The sequence below is a fragment of the Salinicola endophyticus genome, assembly GCF_040536835.1.
GTDB classification, from domain to species: domain Bacteria; phylum Pseudomonadota; class Gammaproteobacteria; order Pseudomonadales; family Halomonadaceae; genus Salinicola; species Salinicola endophyticus_A.
Genome location: NZ_CP159578.1, coordinates 123,962 through 142,112 on the forward strand (window position 1 = coordinate 123,962; position 18,151 = coordinate 142,112).

Genomic DNA, 18,151 nt, shown 5'->3' on the forward strand with positions numbered 1-18,151 from the left:
GCCGATCAGGTGGCTATCGCCTTGCGTTCGGGCTGTTTCATCATCAGCAGGTAGTAGAGCACGCCGCCCAAGGCGGCGCCGATCAGCCAGGCGTAGCCGCCCAGCACTTGCAGCGCCGGTACCCACACTGAGGAGATGGAGAACAGCGCGGCCAGGCCGAAGGCGATCAGGGCACGTCGGTTCCAGCCCTTGACGTAATGGTAGGCGCCACCGGGATCGCTCGAGAACATGTCCTGAATATCCAGCCGCTGGCGCCGCACCAGGTAGTAGTCGACCACGATGATGCCGTAGAAGGGCGCGATCACGGCGCCGAGCGCATTGACGAAACCGGGGATGCCGATCTGGCTGATCACGGCGACCCACAGCGCACCGACGAAGAAAGCGATCACCGCGGTGATCAGTCCGCCGACGCGAAAGCTGATCCGGCGCGGGAAGAGGTTGGCCAGGTCATAGGCCGGTGGAATGAAGTTGGCCACCAGATTGATGCCGATGGTCGCGGCGAAGAAGGTGACCGCGGCGAGCAGCGTCAGTGGCAGCGAGTCGACCCGCTCGATGATCTCGGAGGGGTTGGTCAGCGGTACGCCGAACAGCACCAGGGTACCGGCGGTGATGATCAGGGCGATGAAGGAGAAGATGGCCACGTTGAGCGGCAGGCCCAGCAGGTTGCCGAGCTTCATGTCGCGTTCGCTTCTGACGAAGCGCGAGAAGTCGCCGAAGTTGATCACCACCGCCGCGAAGTAGGCGATCATGGTGCCGGTGATCGTCAGGAAGGCGCCTAAGGCGCTGCCCTGATAGTCGCTGCTGGTGCTGAAGACGGTGCTGATGGCGGGCAGCAGGTCGCTGCCGGCCTGGAACCAGACGACGAGCATCAGCAGGACCATGACGGCATAGACCAGCGGCCCCGCCCAGTTGAGGAAGTGCTTGATCTTGTCGACGCCCTGCCAGAACAGGGTGATCTGGAACAGCCAGACGACCACGAACGACAGCCAGCCGATGGCCGACATGCCCAGCCACTGTCCACCGGGGTCGCCGAACAGCGCCGTCAACAGCAGCGTCAGCGCGGTCGAGGCGAAGTACGTCTGCACCCCGTACCAGAAGATGCCGATGATCGCGCGCAGCATCGCCGGCAGGTTGGCGCCGCGGACGCCCATGCTGGCGCGGATCATTACCGGAAAGGGGATACCGTATTTGACGCTGGGCCTGCCGCTCAGGTTGACCAGCCACATCACCACGAAGCCGGCAAGGATGATCGCCGCCATCACCGCCCAGCCGTTGAGGCCATAGGAGATGAACAGCGAGGCGGCCAGGGTGTAGCCGAACAGACTCTGGATGTCGTTCGCCCAGACATTGAATATCTCGAACCAGCCCCAGCTGCGCTTGTGCTTCGGCAGAGGGGCAAGGTCTTCGTTGAAGAGCGTCCGGTCGATATGCCGGATGTTCAATTCTTGATCGGTCATGATGAAGGCCATTTGTCATTGTGATTGATGCCAGGCCCTGTGCTGCGCAGCGCCCGCTCTCGGAGAGCATCCTTGCCCGCCATGTCGTTGTTCTCGATGCCGTGGCCTCAGCGGCAAAAGCGCTGGCACGGAGACCAGTACTTCATCAACAGGAAGTAGGTCAGCCCGGCCGGAAGCAGGCTGGCGTACCAGGAGACGGTGGAGAAACTGAAGGCCGCGACCACGCCCACCAGGGTGGCGATCACGGCTCCGAGGTTCACGCCGCGGTAGGGCCCGCTGGCGTCGTACAGCTTGTCGAGATCCAGGGTGCGGCGGCGGATCAGGTAGTAGTCGACCACCAGGATGGCGAAGATGGGACCGAGGAAGGCGGAGTAGGTCTGCACGAAGACCTGCAGGCCGGCGGCGGACTCATCCTTGACCAGCTCCCAGGGGAAGGTGGCAAAGGCCAGCAGGCCGACGACCACTGCGGCCGTGCGGTACTTGAGCTTGAAGGTATCCATCAGCACATAGGTCGGCGGCACTACGTTGTTGAGCACGTTGGTGGTGACCTGGGCGAAAGCGATGAACAGCAGCGTGGTCATCAATAGTGGCGTGTTGTCGACCGCGTTGGCGAACACCTTGATCGGATCGGCGACGCCGGTGGCTTCGGAGACCATATAGCCGATCAGGCCCATGAACAGGGTGCAGGGCAGGATCGACATGGCGTAGAGGGTGGTCAACAACCCCGGGCCACTGCCCTCCTTGTGCTCACGGGAATAGTCGCTGACGTTGAGCATCATGGTGCTGTAGATGCCCAGGAACAGCATGGTCGCGCCCCAGAAGGGCATGCCCCAGGAGCCCTTCATGGTCAGCAGGCTGGCCGAGAGCTCGTCGCCGTAGCGCTGCGTGGTGCTGAAGAACATGTAGACCAGCGAGGCCAGGATGAAGGCGCTGCCGATGTTCTCCAGCCATTTGATGCCCTGGAAGCCCGTCACCGACAGGGCGATCTGCAGGAACTGGAAGGCAATGAAGTAGAAGATCAGGTTGTCGAAGCCGAACAGGGTCGCCGAGACCATGTTGAGGGCGCCGGCGCCGATCCAGCTCTGGAAACCGTACCAGACGATGGCGGGTACGGCGCGCACCAGCCCCGGCAGGCGGGTGCCGCTGAAGCCGAAGGCGCTGCGCGCCTGGACCATGAAAGGGATGCCGTACTTGTAGCCGGCGGCGCCGTTCAGGGCCAGGGCGATACCGATCACGAAGCAGCCGATGGCGATCGCCAGCGTCGCCTGGACCAGGTTCAGCGTGCCGACCACGCTGGAGCCCATGGTGAAGGTGCCGATCGATACGCAGCCGCCGAACCAGGCCAGCAGATAGGAGGTGCGACCCATGATGCGGGTCTTCTGTGGGGCCAGTGACTCCTGGCCGGCGGCCTTGGTGGCCGTGTCGGTTGGCCCGGTCGTTAGGGTCTGGGCCGCATTGGGGTCATGACGCATGCTGTCGTCCTCGCAAGAAGGGATCACTGTTGTTGTTGTCCCGGCCGTGAACCGGGCGAACTCTTGCGGCGTGCTGCTCGGGCTTTAGGGTTTCATGTGGCGCTATCCTGGGTGATGGCTGTTTGACCGGGGCGGCCTGTCCAACAGGCTTCGGCCCTCGTGGCTCGTGTCACTCGCTCGCGGTCTTGCGAAAGTTAGTTGCGAAAGTTAGTTGCGAAAGTGATTTGCGAGAGTCTCGTGAGTGTCGTGGAAGCGTCAGGTGCGCGTCATGTGAGACAGATGCTCGAAGCGCCCGGTGAAGGCCTTGGGCCGGGGAAAGGCCAGATCGCCGACCTTGCTGGTGCCAAGCCCCAGCCCCACCAGGGCCTCGCTGAGCTTGACCGCGGCGGTCACACCCTCGACTACCGGCAGGCCGACGGCGTCGCTGATCTCAGCGGTCAGGTCGGCCATGCCCCCACAGCCCAGTACGATGGCGCCGATGCCGTCCTCGTCACGGGCGCGCCGGCACTCCTCGATGATGCGGGTCAACGCCCCCTCGCCGTCACTCTCCAGGTCCAGCACCGGGATCTCGGCCGCGCGCACGCGGCGGCAGTGGTGGCGAAAGCCATACTGGTCGAGCAGGTGCTCGGCGATGATGCCGGTGCGGCCCAGGGTGGTGACGATGGAGAAGCGGGTGCTGATCAGCGTGGCCATGTGGAAGGCCGCCTCGGCGATGCCGATGACCGGGGCGCGGGTCAGCTCGCGGGCGGCCAGCAGCCCCGGGTCGCCGAAGCAGGCGATGATGTAGGCATCCACGCCCTCGCGCTCCCCCGCCATGACCTCTTCGAGCACGCCGACGGCGCTGATGGCTTCATCGAAGTGGCTCTCGATGGAGACCGGGCCGCTCTTGGGGGTCGTCGCCACGATCTCGGTGCCCGGCGCCGCGATGCGTGAGGCCGCCTCGCCGATGGTCGTGGTCATGCTGGCGGTGGTGTTGGGATTGATGACGCGAATCCGCATCGGGGAGTGACTCCTGAACGAGGCTCGACGCGGCGCAGCAGCAGGGCATCGAGGTCTGGCGGCATGGGTAGTGAGCTATAGTCTTTGTATACAAAAAATCTAAGCGAGATGGCGGCGCAACGCAAGCAGGATGACCTCGCCCACGCCGCCCTGCAGACGTCGTCTGCGCGGCCACCATCGAGCTTTTCAAGCCATGTCAGTAGGTTGGCATCTGCCATCTAATGATTTCTCGCCGGGCACTTTCGTATACAGCATCTGGCGCGATGCCTGAGCGCGAGACAGTCGGCTCGTGTCGGCGCATCATGGGCAGGCTTGCAGCGTGAATGGATACAATTCATGTTGCTCTTGTATGCATGCATTTTCGTGCCGCCGATCGCGCGCCGACAGTGGACACCGGCAGCGGATACCGGCACTGCACCCGGTACTAGAACAAGGAATTCTGCAATGAAGTCTCCCGCGCATGACGGCTATCCCCGCGATCTGATCGGCTACGGCCGTAACCCGCCCCAGGCCAACTGGCCCGGCCAGGCGCGTGTCGCGGTGCAGTTCGTGCTCAACTACGAAGAGGGCGCGGAGAACTGCGTGCTGCACGGCGATGCGCACGCCGAGCAGTTCCTCTCCGAGATCGCCGGGGCCGAGGCCTACCCCGATCGTCATCTGAGCATGGAGTCGATCTACGAATATGGCTCCCGCGCCGGGGTGTGGCGGGTGTTGCGGGAGTTCGAACGGCGCGGCCTGCCGTTGACGGTGTTCGGCGTGGCGATGGCGCTGGAGCGCCACCCTGAAGCCGCCCAGGCGTTCCGCGAGCTGGGCCATGAGGTGGCCTGCCACGGCTATCGCTGGATCCACTACCAGAACGTGCCGGAGGCGGTGGAGCGGGCGCACCTGCAGCGCGCGCTGGCGATCTTCGAGTCGCTCTACGGCGAACGCCCGCTGGGCTGGTACACCGGCCGCGACAGCCCCAACACGCGACGTCTGCTGGTCGACGAGGGCGGCTTCCTCTACGACAGCGACTACTACGGCGACGATCTGCCGTTCTGGAGCGATGTCGACGACAGTCAGGGGCGCAGCCAGCGCCACCTGATCGTGCCCTACACCCTGGATAGCAACGACATGCGCTTCGCCTCGCCGACCGGTTTCGATCACGGCGAGCCGTTCTTCCAGTATCTGCGCGACGCCTTCGACGTGCTCTATGAAGAGGGGGCAGAGACGCCCAAGATGCTCTCGATCGGCCTGCACTGCCGGCTGATCGGGCGCCCCGGACGCTTCCGTGCGCTGCAGCGCTTCCTCGATCACCTCGAGGCCCACGACCGGGTGTGGATCACCCGGCGTGTGGATATTGCCCGCCACTGGGTCAGCCAGCACCCGCCCGCCTAGCGGATCGGTCTCGCCGGGTTCGGATCACCTGAATCGAACCCGGCATCCCCCACGCGTCTTCATGGTGCGTGGGGTCTCTCCCGTGCCCCTGATTCGATCAACCCCTCCTCCTGTCCGGGTCATCGAGACAATGATGTCGGGCTTTGTGCATTGGCTAACTCCCTGAATCGACAGCGCAGATAACCGGTCTGGCGCCGAGCTTGCTAAGACGTGATGTGAAACCAACGTTTCTCATTCGGTAGAGAAGTCGCCAATCGTTTCTCTATCGGCATCACGCTATTGGCATAACAACTCACAAGCTCTCTCCGGGAGGTATGGCATGTTCGCCTGCGTCAAGAATCGATTCTCGCGTCAGCTCGTGCTGACGCTCTGCTTCACCGTCGTCGCCGGCTTCACGGCTGTCTCGGCCCAGGCCAGCGACCTGGCAACCATCGAACAGCGCGGCACACTGCGGGTCGCGGTACCGCAGGACTTCCCGCCGTTCGGGTCGGTGGGCACCGACCTGCAACCGCAGGGATACGATATCGATATGGCGCACTACCTGGCCGATCAAATGGATGTCGATCTGAAGCTGGTGACCGTCACCAGTGCCAATCGCATCCCGTTCTTGCAGACCGACAAGGTCGATCTGGTGATCTCGAGCCTGGGCAAGAACCCCGAGCGCGCTGCGGTGATCGACTTCACTGAGGCCTATGCGCCGTTCTTCCTCGGCGTGTTCGGCACGCCCGATGCCGCACCGGTCGAAGATGCCGCAGGGCTCGCCGGCAAGACCATCGGCGTGACCCGCGGCTCGGTCGAGGACATGGAACTCTCCGATCTGGTGCCGAGCGATACCACCGTCCAGCGCTTCGAGGACAATGCCACCACGATCTCTGCCTTCCTGTCCGGCCAGGTAGACTACATTGCCACCGGCAACGTGGTTGCGGCACAGATTGCCGAGCGCAATACCGCGCGGGCGCCGACCATGGTGTTGCGGATCAAGAATTCCCCCTGCTACATCGGCCTGGCCAAGGGCAACGAGGCGCTCAAGGCGCGCGTCAATGCGTTGATCGAGCAGGCCAAGCAGGATGGCACGCTGCAATCGATGTCGCAGAAGTGGTTCCACACTGCGCTGCCCGACGATCTCTCGGCTTGAGCGGGTAAGCAGTCATGACGCTGGATTTCTCCACGCTGCTGCCCTACACGGAGCAGATCCTCCACGGCTTGATGACGACGATCTGGCTGACTGCGGTGACGACGATGGCCGGGATCGCGTTGGCGATCGTCGTCGCCTACCTGCGGGACGCTGCCGTCAACGGACGGCCGAGCCCCATCAGCCGCCTGCTGGGCGGCTATGTCGAGGTCATCCGCAACACCCCGTTCATCGTGCAGCTGTTCTTTCTGTTCTTCGGCCTGCCGGCGCTGGGTATCCCGATCAGCGCGACGGTCGCGGCGCTGCTGGCGATGATCCTCAATCTCGGCGCCTATACTGCCGAGATCCTGCGTGCGGGGATCGACTCGACCCAGAGAGGCCAGCATGAAGCCGCCCGCGCGCTTGGGCTATCGCGTCTGCAGAGTTTCCGGCACGTGGTTCTGGTACCGGCGTTTTCGCGGGTTTACCCGTCGCTGATCAGCCAGTGCATCATCGTGATGCTGGGCTCTGCGGTGGTATCCCAGATTTCGGTCTTCGACCTGACCTACGCCGCCAACTTCATCCAGTCGCGCAGCTTCCGCGGCTTCGAAGTCTATCTGGTGGTGACGCTGATCTATCTGCTGCTGGCGGTGGGGCTGCGGCTGGCGTTCGAGTTCGCCGGGCGCCGCCTGTTCGCGTTTCGCCAGGGAGGTTCGGCATGACCGATTTCACGCTGTGGGACATCGTCCGCAACCTGCTGCTGGCAGGGCGCTGGACGGTGGTCCTGTCGTTGATCGCCTTCATCGGCGGAGCCGCCGTCGGGCTGATGTTGACCCTGCTGCGCATGGGCGGGCTGAAGCCGATCCGCTGGTCGATCCGGCTCTACGTCGATCTGTTCCAGGGCACGCCGCTGCTGATGCAGCTGTTCCTGGCCTATTTCGGTGCCGCGGCACTGGGGTTCGATGTCTCTGCCTGGACCGCGGCCAGTGTGGCGCTGACGCTGTTCACCAGCGCTTTCCTGTGCGACATCTGGCGCGGCTGCGTCGAGGCGGTACCCAGCGGCCAGTGGCAGGCGTCCCGGGTACTCGGACTCGACTATCTGCAGTCGATGCGCCACGTCATCCTGCCTCAAGCGCTGCGTCTGGCCGTGCCACCGACCGTCGGCTTTTCCGTGCAGGTCATCAAGGGCACCGCGCTGGCATCGGTGATCGGCTTCGTCGAGCTGACCAAGGCCGGCACCATGCTCAACAACGCAGCGTTTGCACCCTTCACCATCTTCGCGCTGGTGGCGCTCGGATATTTCATCCTCTGCTATCCGCTGTCCCGCTATGCCCGTCACCTGGAGAAAAAGCTCTATGGCGCTGGTATCCGTTAAAGACCTGCACAAATCCTTCGGCGAGCTGGAGGTGCTCAAGGGCATCGATCTGGAGGTCGAGGCCGGCGAGGTGGTATCGATCATCGGTCGCAGCGGTTCGGGCAAGAGTACCCTGCTGCGTTGTCTCAACCAGCTCGAGCGTCACGACTGGGGGACGATCGTGCTGGCCGACCAGCGTCTCGATGGCACCGCGATGTCGCCGGGCGAGCTGAGCCAGAACGTCGGCATGGTGTTCCAGAGCTTCAACCTGTTCCCGCACAAGACGGTGGTCGAGAACGTGATGCTGGCACCGCTGGTGGTCAAGCAGACGCCCCGGGACGAGGCACGCCGGATCGCCGAGTCGGTGCTCGCCAAGGTGGGGATGTCCGAGAAGGTCGACGCTTATCCGGCCCAGCTCTCCGGCGGCCAGCAGCAGCGCGTGGCGATTGCCCGGGCACTGGCGATGAATCCCAAGGTACTGCTGTGCGACGAGGTGACCTCGGCGCTCGACCCTGAACTGGTGGGCGAAGTGCTGCGCGTGCTCGAAGACCTGGCCAGTGAAGGGATGACGCTGATCCTGGTCACCCATGAGATGAAGTTCGCCCGCGACGTCAGTGACCGCGTCGTCTTCATGCATCAGGGGCGGATCCATGAATCCGGCGACCCGCAGACGCTGTTCACCCGGCCGCAGACGCCGGAGCTCGCCCAGTTCATTGCCTCGGTGCTATGAGCCGGTGTCCGGTGGTCACGGCTCGTGATACCGGGCGCAGCGGCGGGGGATTTCGATGGTAGAGTGACCACAGCCCTGGTCAGGAAATGATGCGCCAGGGAGTGATGAGTCAGGGAACGACAGTCAGGGAAAGCACCCATGCAGGGCCATATCGGACGTCAGCTCCAGCAGCGCTTCGGCGAACTGGCACCGCAGGAGCGGCGTGTCGCCAGCTTCATTCTGGATCACTTCGAGGATCTCGCGATCTACAGCGCCGCCGATCTGGCGCGTCTCTCGGGGGTCTCCAAGGCCACCGTGACGCGGCTGTTCCGGCGCCTGGGCTACGCCGACTTCAAGGCGGTCAAGGCCCACGCCCGAGAGCTGCGCCACTTCGGCGTGCCGCTGGCGGCGGGCAGCGACGCCCTGGGTGAGGGCGCCGAGCGCTGTGCACGGCACCTGGCCCGCGAGCAGGAGAATCTGCAGCGCTGCCTCGACGGGCTCTCGGCGGCCAGCTTCGAGGCCGTGATCGACGCGCTCGACGCCGCGCCGCGGCTGGCAGTAGTGGGCTATCGCAACAGTTACCCGCTGGCGCTGCATCTGCGCCAGCAGCTACTGCAGTGCCGCCCCGGGGTGGCGCTGTGGCCGGCGCCCAATCAGTCGCTGGCCGAGGAGCTCGCCGAGCTCGATCCCGAGACCCTGGTGGTGCTGTTCGGCTTCCGCCGCCGGCCGCGGGTGTTCGAGGCGCTGATCGAGACCCTGGCGGCGCGCGGGCAGCGCTGTCTGCTGATCGGCGATGCCACCAGTGCGCGCTACGCCGAGCGTGTCACCTGGCGGCTCGAGTGTCCGCTGGACAGCGTCTCGGCCTTCGACAGCTACGCCGCGCCGATGAGCCTGATCTGCCTGCTGGTCAACGCCCTGCTGCACCGCCGGCTGGCATCGGGGCGGGCACGGATCGACGGCATCACCGACCTGTATGAGTCGCTCGACGAGCTGGGCCCCTGAACCCGACTGCCGCCGCGCCGTCGACGCGGTGGCAGTTTTCGTACCCACCCTAACCCTGCCAGCCGCTGGCCTGGGCGAACAGCAACAGGGCCACGGCGATCGCCACCCAGGCGCCGAACAGCGGCAGGAAGAAGCGCACCCAGCGCTGCCACGGCACGCCGGCCAGGGCCAGGGTGGCCATGAAGTAGCCGGAAGTGGGGTAGAGGATGTTGCCGATGCCGTCGCCCAGCTGATAGGCGAGGACCGCGGTCTGGCGGGTCACCCCGAGCAGGTCCGAGAGCGGCGCCATGATCGGCATGGTCACCAGCGCCTGACCGCTGCCGGAGGGGACCACGAAGTTGAAGCCGAGCTGGGCCAGATACATGCCCAGCGCCGAGAACAGCGTGGGCAGGCCGCCCACCGCGACCCCGAGGCCGTGGACCATGGTGTCGAGCACCTGGCCATCTTCCAGCACCACGGCCACGGCGCGGGCGATACCGGCGATCATGGCGCCGACCATCACGTCGCGGAAACCCTCGTTGAAGCCTTCGCAGATAGCATCGACCTTGAGCCCGGCGATCAGGCCGACGACGATACCCATGACGATGAACAGCCCCGCCATCTCGAGCATGAACCAGCCCTGCCCGAGCACGCCGTAGACCAGCGCCGCGAAGAAGCCGAGGGCGGCCAGGATGGCGGCTTTCTGACGTCCGCTGGCGCGCGGCTTGTCGGCATCCAGCGCATGCTGGTAGTGGTGCCGCTTGGCGTGCTCTCCGGCGTCGTCGTCGAGCAGGCTGGCGCTGGCGTCGTCACGCACGCGGCGGGCGTAGCGCAGCACCCACACCACGGCCACCGCGAGCATGGCGACCAGCGCCACCAGGCGCAGGCCGAAGCCCGAATAGAGCGGCAGATGGGAGAGCTGCTGGCCGAGCCCGGTGTTGATCGGGTTGAGCACGCCGGCGGTGAAGCCGACAGTGGTGGCACACAGCGCGACCGCGGCGGCGACCACCGAGTCGAAGCGCAGCGCGATCATCAGCGGCAGGATCACCGGCACGTAGACCAGCGACAGCTCCTGGGTGCCGATCAGCGTGGCAATGACGGCGAACAGCGTCATCAGTACCGGAATCACCCACAGGCTGCGGCCGGCGAAGTGGCGGGTCAGGTTATCCACACCCAGTTCGATGATGCCGGTACGCCGCAGCACCGCGAACATGCCGCCGATGATCAGGGTGAAGAAGACCACCTGGCCGGCGCTCATCAGGCCGTTGGGGATCGCCAGCAGGAAGTCGGTCAGCCCGGTCGGCGTGGCGGGTACGTAGTGGAACGAGGCCGGGTCGATGGTGGTGCGTCCCGCTGGCCCTGGTACGCGCTCGTAGACGCCGGCGGGGATCAGATAGGTGGCGATGGCCGCGAGGACGATGAAGAGGAAAAGGATGGCGTAGATATGCGGTATATGAAACGATCGTTTCTTGTGCGAGCGGTCAAGATCCGCCTCGGATGATGGGCTCATGGACGCTTCGTCCTCTCTGTCGTGTTGCTGTTGTGATGTCCGGTCTAACCGGCGGAGAGCGGTTGACTGCGGCGTATGATGCCGCCCCCGGTTTATCCTTGTGGTGACGCCCTGGGCGTGCCCGAGACGCGGGGCCGTTCGGACCCGATCGATAGTTTCACAACTCGATGGCCGCGAAAAGCCCTCTTCCGTTACGCTGGTTTCATTGGCGTTTCACGCGCGTTTGCTTGATGTTTCACGGGCCTGTGCCGGCCCGGGGCTCGGTTGCGAGTCGCCCGGGTGACACCGTGCCTTCACCGAGGAGGACCCATGTCGCAATCCGATGCTCCCCGCGGCGCTCAGCCGCCACGCCGCTACTACGCCCCGCATGGCGGTCTGCCGCCGCAGAGCCAGCTGATCCATGACCGCGCGGTGTTCACCGAGGCCTACGCGGTCATCCCCAAGGGGGTGATGAGCGATATCGTTACCAGCTACCTGCCGCACTGGGAGAAGACCCGGCTGTGGGTGCTGGCGCGCCCGCTCTCCGGCTTCGCCGAAACCTTCTCCCAGTCGATCATGGAGGTCGCCCCCGGCGGCGGCAGTCAGCGTCCCGAGCTGGACCCGGAGGCCGAGGGCGTGCTGTTCGTGGTCGAAGGGGAGATGACCCTGACCCTGGCCGGCCAGGCGCATGTCATGACCCCGGGGGGCTACGCCTACCTGCCGCCGGGGTGCGACTGGCAGCTGCACAACCACGCCGCCGAGGCGGTGCGCTTTCACTGGATCCGCAAGGCTTATGAGGTCGTCGAGGGGGTGGAGGTGCCGCCGGCCTTCGTCACCAACGAGCAGGAGATCGCGCCGACGCCGATGCCGGATACCGACGGCCGCTGGGCGACCACACGCTTCGTCGACCCTGCCGACCTGCGCCACGACATGCATGTGACCATCGTCACTTTCCAGCCGGGCGGGGTGATTCCGTTCGACGAGACCCACGTGATGGAGCATGGCCTCTATGTGCTCGAGGGGCGCGCGGTCTATCACCTCAATCAGGACTGGGTCGAGGTCGAGGCCGGAGACTTCATGTGGCTGCGCGCCTTCTGCCCGCAGTCCTGCTATGCCGGCGGGCCGGGGCCCTTCCGCTATCTGCTCTACAAGGACGTCAATCGGCAGATGCCGCTGCGGCTGTCACGCCGCTGAGTCCAAGGCCCGGGCCTGGCGTCCATCACTTCAGCGCCGATTGACTTAGCGCCGTATTGCCGAGCGCAGGCAGTTTTCGTACAGACCCTAGCGCTCGCGGCCGAAGCGCGTCAGGCGATAGGGCGCGAACGCTGGCAGGTCGTGCGCTGCGCTCGGGTTGTCGGTGGCGATGTCGTTCTCGCCTGAGCGCGCCAGCGCGGCGATCATCTCGGCGCTGATCGCCGCCTGGGTCAGCCCCAGGTGCTGGTGGCCGAACGCCAGCAGCACGCGGCCGCCGCGGGCACGGTCGATGATCGGCAGGGAGTCCGGCAGCGAGGGGCGAAAGCCCATCCAGGTGCTGGCGTCGGTGATGTCGAGCTCCTGCTTGAACAGCCCCTTGCTGAGACGGTGCAACTGCCAGGCCCGCTCCAGGTTGGGCGGGCGTTCGAGCCCGGCGAACTCCACCGTGCCGGCCAGGCGCAGGCCGTCGGGCAGCGGCGTCATGATGAAGCGGCGTTCGAAGGCGGTGACCGCGAACGGCAGCCGTGCCGACTCCCGCGGCAGCATCAGGTGGTAGCCGCGCTCGGTGTCCAGCGGTACGCGGACGCCGGTCAGCGCCTCTGTCAGTGTGGCCGAGTGGGCGCCGCAGGCGATCAGCACGCGGGCGGCCCGCAGCGTGCGCTGCGCGGTGGTCAGCGTCACGCCATCCGCCGATGTTCGACCGTCTTGCACCCGTTCGCGAACGAAGTTCACGCCTTCGCGCCGCGCCGCCTCGGCCAGGGTTTCCACCACCCGCAGCGGATTGAGGAAGTGGCCGGTGGCGGGAAAGAAGAGCCCGCCGCGCAGGCGTGGCGAGAGTGTCGGCGCCGCGGCATGGAGCTTGGTGGCGTCCCACGGCTCCACCGGCACCCCCTGCGCCCGGGTGCGCTCGGCCAGCGCCGTCAGCAGCGCCAGCGAATCCGGCTTCTCGTAGGCCAGTACCGAGCCCTGCTGGTGCAGCAGGGTGGCGGCGTCCACCGAGGCCAGCAGCCGCTGCCAGGCGCCCAGGCTGGCGCCATTTAGCGCGCCGAGCCCGGCCACGCTGGCGCGATAGGGCGCCGGGCGCAGGTTCCACAGCAGGCGCGCGAACCACGGCAACCCGCGCGGCAGGTGGCGCCAGTCCAGGCGCAGCGGGCCCAGCGGGTCGAGCAGCATGCACGGCAGGCGCTTGAGGATACCGGCATCGGCGATGGGGAAGACCTGCTCGGTGGCCAGATGGCTGGCATTGCCGAAGGAGGCCCCCATGCCCGGCGGCTGCGGATCGAGCACCAGCACGCGCTGGCCCTGGCGTGCCAGCGCCAGCGCACAGCAGACGCCGACGATGCCCGCGCCGATCACGGCGATATCGGCATCCGCCGAGACCGGGGCATCCAGCGAGGCAGTGGCGGAGGGAAGCGTGGGCATGGGCAGGCGTCTCGCGGTGGGTAGCGCGCCGATGACTCGTCCCGGCGCACATCACGATAATGATTTTGTAGATTGTATAAAATCCATCATGCCCGCCGCCGGGGCGCTTGTCGATGGCTATCGCCGGCGGTGCGCAGGGGGCACGGGGCGGTGCGCAGAGAGTGCGGGCGATGTCGTCGACGCTAGCGCCAGCGGATGACAGGGGCGTCTTGTGCTCAAGCCTCGCCGGCCAGATTGCGCTCGAGCACCGCAACGATGCCCTCGCAGGCATCGAGGATATGCCGTTCGAGAACCTGGCAAGCGCCCGCGGCGTCTCCCCGACGGGCGAGATCGAGCAGCGCGTGGTGTTCGCGCTCGGCTTTCTCGATCTGGCGGGTGTAGAGCAGCTGCATGCGGATGTAGCGATCCGACTTGGTGTTGAGCTGCGCGATCATCGCCATCGCTTCGGGCAGCTCGGCGGGGGCGTAGAGGGCGCGGTGAAAGGCGAAGTTGAAATCGCTCCAGTGATCGATCTGGCGGCCGGCATTCAGGGCGGCGTCGTAGTCGCTCAGGATGGTCTCGGCCTGTGCCAGATCCGCTGGGGTCAGACGCGGGATGGCACGTTCGAGCACGTAGCCCTCGACCAGCACGCGCAGGTCGAACAGCTCGCGGATCTTGGCCACCGACAGCTCGGTGGTGAAGGCGCCGCGGTGGGCGTGGAACTCGACCAGGCCTTCGGCTTCCAGGGTCAGCAGTGCCTCGCGTACCGGAATCCGGCTGACGCCGTAATCCTTGGCCAGGGCATCCTGGCGCAGTTGGGTACCGCCGCTGAACTCGCCGCCGAGAATGCGTTGGCGCAGGTCGTCGGCGACGTACTGGGCCCGGGTCTTGAATGGCATGATATGGGGACTACGTGGGGATTTTGCATATTGTGTACAAATGCCCCGGTGGCGTCTATTCGTTACCGGGACAAGGGCCCGGGACTTGGGGCTCGGTGCGAGGTGTAAGCCGCGAGCGCCGGCGCGCGGCGAGGGATCAGGCCGCTGCCGCGCCGCGCGGCGTTCCCAGCCGCAGCAGCGCCTTCTGCAGCACGATGAAGACCAGCAGCAGCACGCCGATGGCGATTTTGGTCCACCAGCTCGAGAGCGTGCCGTCGAAGACGATATAGGTCTGGATCAGACCCATGGTCAGCACCCCGAACAGGGTTCCGAACACATAGCCGGCGCCGCCGCTGAGCAGGGTGCCGCCGATCACCACGGTGGCGATCGCGGTCAGCTCGGTGCCGACCGTCGCCAGCGGATAGCCGGAGCCGGTGTAGAGCGCGAAGACGATACCGCCGAGGCCCGCCATCAGCCCCGAGAAGGCGTAGATCATCACCGTGGTGCGCCCGACCCGGCTGCCCATCAGCCGCGCGGTCTGCTGGCCACCACCGAGGGCGAACACATTGGCGCCGAAGCGGGTGCGGTGGGCGACCACGTGCCCCACCACGAAGGCCAGCAGCATGATTATCCCGATCAGCGTCAGCCGCCCCTTGCCCGGCATCAGCCAGTAGGTGCCCTGCAGGGTGTCGAAGAAGGGGTGATCGATCGCCACCGAGTCGATGGTCAGCATGTAGGCCGCGCCACGGGCGAGGAACATCCCGGCCAGGGTGACGATGAACGGCGGCATGCCCAGGCGGTGGATGAGTGCGCCCATGGCCGCGCCGAAAGCGGTGGTCAGGGCCAGCAGCAGGGCGAAGACGACCAGCGGATGCAGCCCGGTGTCGCGCAGCATGACCGCGATGAAGACTCCGGAGAAGGCGATCACCGCGCCCACCGAGAGGTCGATGCCGCCGGACAGGATCACTACCGTCATGCCGACCGCGACGATGCCCAGATAGGCGTTGTCGGTCAGCAGATTGCCGGCCACCCGGGTGGAGAGCATGTAGGGAAACTGCACGTAGCAGATGGCGTAGGCGATGACGAAGATGGCGATGGTTGCCAGCAGCGGATAGCGCCGGGGATTGATCATGAGCTCGCCCGCTCTTTTTTCGCCGCCGGGGCAGGGTAGCGCTGGCGTGTCAGGCGCGCGGCCATCCGCTTCAGGTCGCCCGCCAGCAGGGGCGACTGCAGCACCAGGATGGCGACCACCAGCGCGGCCTTGATGACCAGATTGTATTCGGTGGGGAAGCCCGCCAGCAGGATGCCGGTATTGATGGTCTGGATGATCAGCGCGCCGATCACCGCCGCCGGGATCGAGAAACGCCCGCCGAGCAGCGAGTTGCCGCCGATCACCGTGGCCAGGATGGCGTCCAGCTCCAGCCACAGCCCGGCGTTGTTGGCATCCGCCCCGCGAATGTCGGCGGTGGTGACGATCCCCGCCAGCGCCGCACACAGGCCCGAGATCATGTAGACCGCGAGCAGGATGACGCGGGCATTGATCCCGGTCAGCGCACTGGCACGGCGATTGACGCCCACCGCTTCGATCAAGAGCCCCAGCGCGGTGCGCCGCACCACCACCACGCTCAGCGTCGCCGCCGCCAGCCATAGCCAGACCGGCACCGGGATGCCGAGCAGGTGGCCGGAACCGAGAAAGCTGAACCCCGGCAGGTTGAAGGTCAGGATGCGCCCTTCGGTGATCAGCTGGGCGATACCGCGTCCGGAGATCATCAGGATCAGGGTGGCGACGATCGGCTGGATGCCGAGGAAGGCGATCAGACAGCCGCTGAACAGCCCCGCGCACAGACCGGCGGCCAGCGCCAGGCCCAGCGCCCAGAGCAGCCCGTGGCCGGCGACGATGGCCGCGGCGGCGACCGCACCGGTGATCGCCATGACCGTGCCCACCGAGAGATCGATACCGCCGGTGGCGACCACCAGGGTCATGCCGATCGCCAGCAGCGCTACCGGCGCACCGCGCTTGAGCACGTCGATCACCGGCCCGATCAGCCGCCCGTCGCTGTAGTGCAGCTGCAGGAAGTCGGGGAATACCGCACTGACCAGCGCCACCAGCACGGCCAGGGTGATCAGCTGTGGCAGCACGCGTTTCACGCCGGCGGGCATCATGCGCAGGCCCCCTCGGCGCGGGTGTCGGTGCTGGCGATCGCCCGCACCACCGGTTCCAGGCCGATCTCCTCGCCCACCAGGGTGGCGACCTGGCGGCGGTCGCGCAGCACGATCACGCGGTCGGACACGGCGATCAGTTCGTCCAGCTCGGAGGAGATCACCAGCACGGCCATGCCCTTGGCGGTCAGCTCGCGGATCAGGGTCAGGATCTCGGCGTGAGCGCCGACATCGATGCCGCGGGTCGGCTCGTCGAGAATCAGAAAGCGCGGATTCATCGCCAGCCAGCGCGCCAGCACCACCTTTTGCTGGTTGCCGCCGGAGAGCTCGCCGATCGCTTTCTCCGGCCCCGAGGTGCGGATATCCAGCCGCGCGATGTAGTCGTTGGCCAGGCGCTGCTGCTCGGCGCGGGGGATCGGCCGCATCCAGCCGCGGCGAGCCTGCAGCGCCAGTATGATGTTCTCGCGGATCGACAGCTCGGCGACGATACCCTCGGTCTTGCGGTCTTCCGGGGCGAAGCCGAAGCCAGCGGCGATGGCGTCGCGCGGGCCGCGCAAGTGCAGCTCGTCCGCGCCTTCGCCCCCGCCCTCGACATCGCGAACGCGGCCGCTGTGGGCGCGCTTGATGCCGAACATCACCTCGGCGGTCTCGGTGCGCCCCGAGCCCAGCAGGCCGGCCATGCCGATCACCTCGCCGCGCTGGACGCTGAGATCGAACGGCTCGATATGCCCGCGGCGGCCCACCTGCTCGAAGGTGACGAGCGGCTCCCCGGCGGCTTCCGTGCGGCCCTCGGCGCGCCTGGCGGCGTGCTCCTCCGCCGCCAGCTCGCGCCCCAGCATGTGCTCGATCAGCCGCACCCGGTCGAGTTCGTCACAGCGCGCGGTGACGATCCTGCGGCCGTTGCGCAACACCGTGATGCGGTCGCACAGCGCATACACCTGGTCCAGGAAGTGCGACACGAAGAGGATGCCCAGGCCTTGGTCGCGCAGCCGGCGCACTACCGCAAACAGCATCTGCACCTCGCGGTCGTCGAGACTCGCGGTGGGCTCGTCGAGAATCAGCACCTTGCCCGACAGCGCCACTGCGCGGGCAATCGCGACGAGCTGCTGCACCGCCACCGAATAGCTGCCGAGATCGCGGTCGAAGTCGATGGCGAGCCCGTAGCCTTCCAGCATCGCCGCCGCCTGGCGGCGCTGGGCTCGGGTGTCGACGATGCCGAAGCGGCGCGGTTCGTGGCCGAAGGTGAGGTTCTGGGCCACGGTCAGGTTGGGCAGCAGGTTGACCTCCTGATAGACCGTGCCGATGCCCAGCGCCTGGGCCTGAGCGGTGGAATCCGGTGAGATCGGCGCGTCATCCAGCAAGAGTGTGCCGGCGTCGCGACGATAGGCACCGGTCAGGCACTTGATCAGGGTCGACTTGCCGGCCCCGTTCTCGCCCAGCAGCGCGTGCACCTCGCCGCGGGCGAGCTCGAAGTCGACCGCATCGAGCGCCTTCATGCCGATGAAGGTCTTGGTCAGTGACTGGATGGCAAGCAGCATGGTCGGTCACCCCGGGTGAGCGGCCCCGGCG

General features: G+C 66.3%; 16 protein-coding genes. 7 read left to right on the top strand and 9 right to left on the bottom strand.

Features of this window, described 5'->3' with window-relative positions; all coding sequences use genetic code 11:
- Positions 1 to 5 precede the first annotated feature (5 nt).
- From ABV408_RS00545 to ABV408_RS00555, 3 genes are all read right to left on the bottom strand, one after another.
- Positions 6 to 1,457 (bottom strand): NCS1 family nucleobase:cation symporter-1, encoded by a 1,452-nt coding sequence (locus ABV408_RS00545; protein WP_353980611.1) that lies wholly within the window; start codon positions 1,455 to 1,457, stop codon positions 6 to 8.
- A 107-nt stretch (positions 1,458 to 1,564) separates the two neighbouring features.
- Positions 1,565 to 2,929, bottom strand: a complete 1,365-nt coding sequence (locus ABV408_RS00550; protein WP_353980612.1) for an NCS1 family transporter — start codon at positions 2,927 to 2,929, stop codon at positions 1,565 to 1,567.
- 255 nt (positions 2,930 to 3,184) lie between these two features.
- A complete protein-coding gene (locus ABV408_RS00555; protein WP_353980614.1) occupies positions 3,185 to 3,928 on the bottom strand; it encodes an aspartate/glutamate racemase family protein in 744 nt (247 codons plus the stop codon).
- A gap of 444 nt (positions 3,929 to 4,372) precedes the next feature.
- Here ABV408_RS00555 and puuE point away from each other — a divergent pair, with 444 nt between their 5' ends.
- The 6 genes from puuE (at position 4,373) to ABV408_RS00585 (ending at position 9,481) form a co-directional block, all read left to right on the top strand.
- Positions 4,373 to 5,305 (top strand): allantoinase PuuE, encoded by a 933-nt coding sequence (gene puuE, locus ABV408_RS00560; RefSeq protein ID WP_353980616.1) that lies wholly within the window; start codon positions 4,373 to 4,375, stop codon positions 5,303 to 5,305.
- Between the two features lie 319 nt (positions 5,306 to 5,624).
- Complete coding sequence (locus ABV408_RS00565; RefSeq protein WP_353980617.1) at positions 5,625 to 6,440, top strand: transporter substrate-binding domain-containing protein; 816 nt, start codon at positions 5,625 to 5,627, stop codon at positions 6,438 to 6,440.
- 14 nt (positions 6,441 to 6,454) lie between these two features.
- Positions 6,455 to 7,138, top strand: coding sequence for an amino acid ABC transporter permease (locus tag ABV408_RS00570; RefSeq protein ID WP_353980618.1), 684 nt, complete (start codon positions 6,455 to 6,457; stop codon positions 7,136 to 7,138).
- Positions 7,135 to 7,791 (top strand): amino acid ABC transporter permease, encoded by a 657-nt coding sequence (locus ABV408_RS00575; protein ID WP_353980619.1) that lies wholly within the window; start codon positions 7,135 to 7,137, stop codon positions 7,789 to 7,791. The genes ABV408_RS00570 and ABV408_RS00575 overlap by 4 nt, the downstream gene beginning before the upstream one ends.
- Positions 7,772 to 8,500: an amino acid ABC transporter ATP-binding protein gene (locus tag ABV408_RS00580; protein ID WP_353980620.1), complete on the top strand. Its 729-nt coding sequence runs from the start codon at positions 7,772 to 7,774 to the stop codon at positions 8,498 to 8,500. The genes ABV408_RS00575 and ABV408_RS00580 overlap by 20 nt, the downstream gene beginning before the upstream one ends.
- A gap of 138 nt (positions 8,501 to 8,638) precedes the next feature.
- The gene (locus tag ABV408_RS00585; protein ID WP_353980621.1) at positions 8,639 to 9,481 is read left to right on the top strand and encodes a MurR/RpiR family transcriptional regulator; all 843 of its coding nucleotides are present in this window, start codon (positions 8,639 to 8,641) and stop codon (positions 9,479 to 9,481) included.
- A 49-nt stretch (positions 9,482 to 9,530) separates the two neighbouring features.
- Here the strand turns inward: ABV408_RS00585 and ABV408_RS00590 are convergent, their stop codons facing one another.
- A complete protein-coding gene (locus ABV408_RS00590; protein WP_353980622.1) occupies positions 9,531 to 10,970 on the bottom strand; it encodes a TIGR00366 family protein in 1,440 nt (479 codons plus the stop codon).
- A 309-nt stretch (positions 10,971 to 11,279) separates the two neighbouring features.
- On the opposite strand from ABV408_RS00590, the gene ABV408_RS00595 reads away from it, so the two are divergent.
- Entirely contained in the window at positions 11,280 to 12,143 is an 864-nt protein-coding gene (locus ABV408_RS00595) for a bifunctional allantoicase/(S)-ureidoglycine aminohydrolase (RefSeq protein WP_353980623.1), read from the top strand.
- A gap of 87 nt (positions 12,144 to 12,230) precedes the next feature.
- Here ABV408_RS00595 and ABV408_RS00600 read toward each other — a convergent pair whose 3' ends face one another.
- The 5 genes from ABV408_RS00600 to ABV408_RS00620 all read right to left on the bottom strand — a co-directional run bounded on the left by ABV408_RS00600 (position 12,231) and on the right by ABV408_RS00620 (position 18,120).
- Complete coding sequence (locus ABV408_RS00600; RefSeq protein ID WP_353980625.1) at positions 12,231 to 13,565, bottom strand: FAD-dependent oxidoreductase; 1,335 nt, start codon at positions 13,563 to 13,565, stop codon at positions 12,231 to 12,233.
- A gap of 215 nt (positions 13,566 to 13,780) precedes the next feature.
- Complete coding sequence (locus tag ABV408_RS00605; protein WP_353980626.1) at positions 13,781 to 14,443, bottom strand: GntR family transcriptional regulator; 663 nt, start codon at positions 14,441 to 14,443, stop codon at positions 13,781 to 13,783.
- Positions 14,444 to 14,579: 136 nt separating this feature from the next.
- The gene (yjfF, locus tag ABV408_RS00610; protein WP_353980627.1) at positions 14,580 to 15,554 is read right to left on the bottom strand and encodes a galactofuranose ABC transporter, permease protein YjfF; all 975 of its coding nucleotides are present in this window, start codon (positions 15,552 to 15,554) and stop codon (positions 14,580 to 14,582) included.
- Positions 15,551 to 16,585, bottom strand: a complete 1,035-nt coding sequence (locus ABV408_RS00615) for an ABC transporter permease (RefSeq protein ID WP_353980628.1) — start codon at positions 16,583 to 16,585, stop codon at positions 15,551 to 15,553. Before ABV408_RS00615 ends, yjfF begins: the two co-directional genes overlap by 4 nt.
- Positions 16,582 to 18,120, bottom strand: a complete 1,539-nt coding sequence (locus ABV408_RS00620; protein ID WP_353980629.1) for a sugar ABC transporter ATP-binding protein — start codon at positions 18,118 to 18,120, stop codon at positions 16,582 to 16,584. Before ABV408_RS00620 ends, ABV408_RS00615 begins: the two co-directional genes overlap by 4 nt.
- Between the last annotated feature and the right edge of the window lie 31 nt (positions 18,121 to 18,151).

Excerpts from the sequence above, each read along its gene's own strand:
- ABV408_RS00545 (WP_353980611.1), bottom strand. The coding sequence starts at position 1,457 with ATGACCGATCAAGAATTGAACATCCGGCATATCGACCGGACGCTCTTC.
- ABV408_RS00550 (WP_353980612.1), bottom strand. The coding sequence starts at position 2,929 with ATGCGTCATGACCCCAATGCGGCCCAGACCCTAACGACCGGGCCAACC.
- ABV408_RS00555 (WP_353980614.1), bottom strand. The coding sequence starts at position 3,928 with ATGCGGATTCGCGTCATCAATCCCAACACCACCGCCAGCATGACCACG.
- puuE (WP_353980616.1), top strand. The coding sequence starts at position 4,373 with ATGAAGTCTCCCGCGCATGACGGCTATCCCCGCGATCTGATCGGCTAC.
- ABV408_RS00565 (WP_353980617.1), top strand. The coding sequence starts at position 5,625 with ATGTTCGCCTGCGTCAAGAATCGATTCTCGCGTCAGCTCGTGCTGACG.
- ABV408_RS00570 (WP_353980618.1), top strand. The coding sequence starts at position 6,455 with ATGACGCTGGATTTCTCCACGCTGCTGCCCTACACGGAGCAGATCCTC.
- ABV408_RS00575 (WP_353980619.1), top strand. The coding sequence starts at position 7,135 with ATGACCGATTTCACGCTGTGGGACATCGTCCGCAACCTGCTGCTGGCA.
- ABV408_RS00580 (WP_353980620.1), top strand. The coding sequence starts at position 7,772 with ATGGCGCTGGTATCCGTTAAAGACCTGCACAAATCCTTCGGCGAGCTG.
- ABV408_RS00585 (WP_353980621.1), top strand. The coding sequence starts at position 8,639 with ATGCAGGGCCATATCGGACGTCAGCTCCAGCAGCGCTTCGGCGAACTG.
- ABV408_RS00590 (WP_353980622.1), bottom strand. The coding sequence starts at position 10,970 with ATGAGCCCATCATCCGAGGCGGATCTTGACCGCTCGCACAAGAAACGA.
- ABV408_RS00595 (WP_353980623.1), top strand. The coding sequence starts at position 11,280 with ATGTCGCAATCCGATGCTCCCCGCGGCGCTCAGCCGCCACGCCGCTAC.
- ABV408_RS00600 (WP_353980625.1), bottom strand. The coding sequence starts at position 13,565 with ATGCCCACGCTTCCCTCCGCCACTGCCTCGCTGGATGCCCCGGTCTCG.
- ABV408_RS00605 (WP_353980626.1), bottom strand. The coding sequence starts at position 14,443 with ATGCCATTCAAGACCCGGGCCCAGTACGTCGCCGACGACCTGCGCCAA.
- yjfF (WP_353980627.1), bottom strand. The coding sequence starts at position 15,554 with ATGATCAATCCCCGGCGCTATCCGCTGCTGGCAACCATCGCCATCTTC.
- ABV408_RS00615 (WP_353980628.1), bottom strand. The coding sequence starts at position 16,585 with ATGATGCCCGCCGGCGTGAAACGCGTGCTGCCACAGCTGATCACCCTG.
- ABV408_RS00620 (WP_353980629.1), bottom strand. The coding sequence starts at position 18,120 with ATGCTGCTTGCCATCCAGTCACTGACCAAGACCTTCATCGGCATGAAG.